1 pseudogene is annotated in these 423 nt (G+C 68.1%); it reads right to left on the bottom strand.

Annotated features, from left to right (window positions below):
* Window positions 1–34: 34 nt before the first annotated feature.
* Window positions 35–423 (bottom strand): annotated as a pseudogene (locus IE99_RS0128555) (hypothetical protein); the annotation flags it as partial.

Raw genomic sequence — 423 nt, 5'->3', positions numbered from 1 at the left:
CGTACGAGCTGCCGTAGGACAGTCGTACGGTCCGTCAGACCTCCACCACCACCGGGAGGATCATCGGCCGGCGCCGGTAGGTGTCCGAGACCCACTTGCCCAGTGTGCGGCGGATGAGCTGCTGCAGCTGGTGGGAGTCGGCGATGCCTTCCTGGGCGGTCTTCTCCAGGGACTCCGCGATCTTCGGGATGACCGCGCCGAAGGCCGAGTCCTCGATGCCCGAGCCGCGGGCCTGGATGTGCGGGCCGCCGGTGACCTTGCCGGTCGTGGAGTCGACCACCACGAACACCGAGATGATGCCCTCGTCCCCGAGGATCTTGCGGTCCTTCAGCGCGGGCTCGCCCACGTCACCGACGGAGAGCCCGCGCTGAAGGACCGCAAGATCCTCGGGGACGAGGGCATCATCTCGGTGTTCGCGGTGGT

Origin of the sequence: Spirillospora albida (genome assembly GCF_000718255.1) — a bacterium.
Taxonomy (GTDB): domain Bacteria; phylum Actinomycetota; class Actinomycetes; order Streptosporangiales; family Streptosporangiaceae; genus Spirillospora; species Spirillospora albida.
This window is presented reverse-complemented; position numbering and strand designations above follow the sequence as displayed.